Annotated in this window: 1 protein-coding gene; it reads left to right on the top strand. The window is 52.5% G+C overall.

Annotation, left to right across the window (positions count from 1 at the left end; all coding sequences use genetic code 11):
• The coding region (locus JQ843_RS05380) for a hypothetical protein (RefSeq protein WP_203213084.1) at positions 1-263 on the top strand (263 nt) is incomplete at both ends.

The following is a 263-nucleotide window of genomic DNA, read 5'->3' as shown; positions in this document are numbered from 1 at the left end:
CAACCGTCTTATACAGAACCCGTTAGCACCCAAGGTACCCAAGAGTCAGGTCATGAAGGCGAATCCCTAGTCCAAGCAGAGCAGCCGTCTTATACAGCTCCAATTAGCACCCAAGGTACCCAAGAGTCAGGTCATGAAGGTGATGCCCTGGTTCAACCATCGCAACCGTCTTATACAGAACCCGTTAGCGCTCAAGGTACCCAAGAGTCGGGCCATGAGGGTGATGCCCTGGTTCAACCAGCACAACCGTCTTATACAGAACC

Origin of the sequence: Streptococcus mitis (genome assembly GCF_905187495.1) — a bacterium.
In the GTDB taxonomy this organism is placed as follows: Bacteria; Bacillota; Bacilli; order Lactobacillales; family Streptococcaceae; genus Streptococcus; species Streptococcus mitis_CU.
This window is presented reverse-complemented; position numbering and strand designations above follow the sequence as displayed.